The organism is Sphingomonas bacterium (assembly GCF_903643065.1).
Taxonomy (GTDB): Bacteria; Pseudomonadota; Alphaproteobacteria; order Sphingomonadales; family Sphingomonadaceae; genus Sphingomonas.
Genome location: NZ_CAHJWX010000258.1, coordinates 1 through 4,204, shown reverse-complemented (window position 1 = coordinate 4,204; position 4,204 = coordinate 1). Strand labels below are relative to the sequence as shown.

Here is a 4,204-nt window from a genome sequence, read left to right as displayed (position 1 = left end):
ATGTGAACGCGGATCTGGTGGGTTCGTCCCGTTGCCAGCCGGCATTCGACGAAAGCGGCGGCACCGTGAAACTCGCCGCGGGCGCGCAGCTTGATCTCGTGATGGTCGGCCTGACGGCGGTTGGCGACCGCCGCGTCGATCTGCGCCACCGCCTGCCGATAGGCGGCGCGGGACTGCTGGACGTTCGCCTGCGCCTCGGCCAGCTGCGTCTCGGGGCCGGAGGGCTCGACGACCGCCAGCAGCCGGCCCGCGTCGACATGACGATTATCGATATCCGCGATCTGGATCAGGTGGCCTGAGTTCTGCGCGGCGATGCGCACGACGTGCGCGTCGACAAAGGCATCGTCGGTCGACTCATACTGGCGGGCATGGAGGTAATAGAGGACGCCGCCGATCACGAGCACCGCGACGATGGGGAGCGTGATAATCCAGAACAGCGGCCGCTTGTAGATCGGCGGGCCCTTGGGCTCCTCGTCGTCCGAATCATCGCCATCAGATTGATCGTCCTTCGCCGCCTCGCCATTACCGCCGGACCGGTCGTCCTGCGACTGGTCCTCGTGCGCGTCGGGCTGCTGGTCGTCGTCGCGATCGCTCATTGCTGCTCCTCGGCGACCATGCGGTCGAGAATGGCGTCGATGTTGCTGTCGATGCGCGCCTTGAGGCGCGTCAGCGTTTCCGGGTCGACCTCGTCGAGCTCGCACAGGCGCAGCACGGCGGCCCGGCTGGCGCGGACGCCCATCGCCTGGCCCAGCAGCGTCAGCGTCGCGAGCCGCGCGACCGGCAGGGTGGCGCCGGTCGCGGCGCGGACCAGATCGGCGAGACGCCGCGTCATCTGCCCCATGATGCCGGCCCAGATCCGTTCGAACGCGTCGCTCGGCTGAAGCTGCTCGCGTTGCAGGAACAGCGAGATGCCGCCCGCGTCCGGCTCGCCCATCCGGTCCACCAGCCGGCCGATCAGCCGATGCAGCGCCACGCGCGCCGCCTCGGCATCGCCCTCGCCGACCTCGTCCTCGGCGGCGAGCGCGGGCGCCATCTCCTGTGCCATGTGATTGGCGATGTGATCGGCGGCGGCCAGGTAGAGCCCCTCCTTGCCGCCATAATGGTAAGTGATCGACGACATGGCGGTGCCGGCCGCCGCCGCGATGTCCCGCGTCGCGGCGCCGTCCAGCCCCCGGGCGCCGAATTCGCGGACGGCGATGTCGAGGAGGCGGGCGCGGGTCACCCCGTCGCGCTAGTTCGATCGAACGAACAAGACAAGCTCAGGCGGCGGCTTTTTTGTCCTGACCTGGATTGCTGAAGCACATCGCGGCATCGATCGAGCCGAACCTGAGCGCCATGACGTCGAGTGCGTAGTTCTGATGCAATCGCCAGGGCTTCTTGCTGCCCTGCATTGGCAATTGGCCCTGCGCGCGCTGGATATAGCCCGAGGTGAAGGTGGTGAACGGCTCGGGCGTGACGCTCGGATCGTCGTTGCGCGGGGTGGCGATCGCCTGGCCGCGCTTGCGCATCGTGTTGAGCAGGCGCGCCACGTATTTCGCGACGAGTTCCGCCTTCAGCGTCCAGGACGCGTTGGTATAGCCGAAGAGGAAGGCGAGGTTCGGCACGTCCGCGAACATCATGCCCTTGTACTGGAGCTTGCCGGCGAAGTTCACCGGCTCGCCATCCACCTGAAACGACACGCCGCCCAACAGCAACAGATCGAGCCCGGTAGCGGTGACGACCAGATCGGCGGGCAGGGTTCGGCCGGAGGACAGGCGGATGCCCTCGGGCACGAAGCGGTCGATCGTATCGGTGACCATGTCCGCCCGGCCCGCGCGGATGGCGGCGAACAGATCGGCGTCGGGGACCAGGCACACGCGCTGGTCCCAGACCTTGTAGCGCGGCGTGAAATGGGTGGCGATGTCGTAATCGGGAGCGAGGTGGTCCTTCAGCATGCCGAGCAGTCGTTGTCGGGTCGCCTCGGGCTTGCGGCGGGCGAGATGGAAGAAATACATGCCGAGTAGGATGTTCTTCCACCGGGTCAGACCATGGGCGAGCCTGGCCGGCAACTTGCCCCGGAGCCAGTTGGCGATCGCGTCTTCGGCGGGGACTGAGACGACATAGGTGGGGGAGCGCTGGAGCATCGTCACCTGGATGGCGTCGCGGGCCAGCGCCGGGATCAGCGTCATCGCGGTGGCGCCGCTGCCAATGACGACCACGCGCTTGCCCCTATAGTCGAGGTCTTCCGGCCAGGTCTGCGGGTGAACGATCAGGCCGGTGAAGTCCTCGGCCCCGGTGAACTCGGGTGAATGACCCTTGGCGTAAGCATAATAGCCCGAACACATGCACAGGAAGTCGCACGTGAACTGGACCGGACCTTCGGGGCCGGTCGCGTCCACTGTCCAGCGAGCGGTCTCGCTGGACCAGCTTGCCGCCGTGACCTTGATCCCGAACCGGATGTGCTGGTCGATGCCATGGGCCCTGGCGACCTCCTCGACATAGGCGCGGATCGAGGCGCCGTCGGCGATCGCCTTGGCGCTGCTCCAGGGATGGAAGGCGAACCCCAGCGTGTGCATGTCGCTGTCCGAGCGGATGCCGGGGTAGCGGAACAGGTCCCAGGTGCCGCCAAGTGCCTGACGGGCCTCAAGAATTGCGTAGCGCCGGTCGGGACAGCGGGTCTGGAGATGATAGGCCTGGGCGACGCCGGAGATCCCCGCGCCCACCATCAGGACGTCGATATGTTCGGCCATCCGCGTCCTCGCCGGCGTCGGTTTCGGGACGGGACCTACCGGATGTCGAGGGTCGCGTCATCCATCTTACCATGACGTTGCGGACGCGGATGTTGGCCGTGGTGACGCGTCAATAGTCCTTAGAGTATTTGAGTTTGACGTCGTTGCCGCCGGCCGACCCGGCGGAGGTGAGCAACTTGAGCGCCTTGGTCAGCGCGATCTCCAGCTGCGTCGCGGTATAGCCGCGCGCGTCCGTGACGATCTCCACATAGATGTTGTCGGTGATGTACTTGCCCGCCGCCAGCCCGGTGCCGCCGCCCGTCTCGCCCGCGCCGACGATGCGCAGCCGGTCGAAGCCGGTCGCCGAGCGCAGCTTGCCGAGCGGGTTGAGCCCGCCGCCCGACGAGGGGCGCAGCGAATTGAGCGCGGCGGCGAGCTGGATCGCCTCGGTCGCGGACAGATTGGCCGGATCGGTGCCGAACAGCAGCCGGCTCAGCACCTCGTCCTGCGGCAGCGCGGGGGTGGAGGTGAAGGCGATCTGCGGCCGGTTGCCCGTGCCGGTGATCGCGATGTTGGCGGTGACGCCCTCGGCGGTGGTGGTCGCCAGGATGTCGATGTCCGGATCGGAGAGCGCGCCGCCGCGCAGCCGGACGCGGCCGCGCGACACGTCGAAGCGCTTGCCGGCGAAGGAGAAGGTGCCCTTCACCACGTCCAGCCCGCCCGTCACCACCGGCGCCGCCGAGGTGCCGGCGATGCGAAGATCCATCTGCCACTCCGAGTCGAGCCCCATTCCGGAGACGAAGATCTGGTTGGGCGCGGTGATGTGGAGGTTGAGCTTGAACAGCCCGACCGGCGCGGGCGCGGGGCGATCGGTCGGGCGCGCGAGGCGGACGTCGCTCTTGCGGCGCACGCCCGTCAGCTCGGGCACCTCGGCGGCGCCCTGCTTGACGATCGCGTAGCGCGCTTCGGGGATCTGCAGGTCGCCCTCGATCAGCCCGCCACCCTTGTTGTTGGTGAGGTGGATCGTGCCGGTGGTGGACGCCTCCAGGCTGCCGCTCTTGGCGAGCTGCGCATCCTTGAGCGTCGCGCGGAAATCGATGGGGAAACCGGAATCGGCCGCGAAGCCGATCGAGCCCTGCGCGCTGAGCGAACCGTTGCCGGCGCGCGCGTTGAGCTGCGTCAGATCGAGCCGGTCGTTGGTGAAGCGCCCCGCCAGCTTCAGCTGCGACAGGCGGGTGCCGAACGTTTCGTTGTCATAGGTGAGGTTGTCGGCGCGGATCAGGCCGTTGAGCCGGGGGGCGCTGACCCGCCCGCCGAAATCGGCGGCGACCGCGATCGGGCCGGACAGGCTCTGGTTCGGCAGCGCGGCGAGCGAGAACAGCACGGCGGACGGGCCGTTGTAGCGGATGCCGCCACCCAGCGGCGCGTTCAGCACCCGCTGCGTCCAGCTCGCGCCCGCGCCCAGCGGCTGCATCGTCGCGAGCAGCCGGCCGACG

At 68.3% G+C, this 4,204-nt stretch carries 3 protein-coding genes and 1 pseudogene; all 4 read right to left on the bottom strand.

Translation table 11 applies throughout. The features are described 5' to 3' along the window. Positions 1-596: pseudogene (locus HUU95_RS09815) on the bottom strand (biotin/lipoyl-binding protein); the annotation flags it as partial. Next, positions 593-1,222, bottom strand: coding sequence for a CerR family C-terminal domain-containing protein (locus tag HUU95_RS09810; RefSeq protein WP_174279948.1), 630 nt, complete (start codon positions 1,220-1,222; stop codon positions 593-595). The gene HUU95_RS09810 and the pseudogene HUU95_RS09815, both read right to left, overlap by 4 nt. A gap of 37 nt (positions 1,223-1,259) precedes the next feature. After that, positions 1,260-2,729, bottom strand: a complete 1,470-nt coding sequence (locus HUU95_RS09805) for a flavin-containing monooxygenase (protein WP_174279947.1) — start codon at positions 2,727-2,729, stop codon at positions 1,260-1,262. Positions 2,730-2,838: 109 nt separating this feature from the next. Next, positions 2,839-4,204, bottom strand: a 1,366-nt coding sequence (locus HUU95_RS09800) for a translocation/assembly module TamB domain-containing protein (RefSeq protein ID WP_174279946.1), incomplete at its 5' end; no start/stop codon positions are given.

Bases quoted from the DNA above. Each gene is read 5' to 3' on its own strand.
- HUU95_RS09805 (WP_174279947.1), bottom strand. From the start codon at position 2,729: ATGGCCGAACATATCGACGTCCTGATGGTGGGCGCGGGGATCTCCGGC.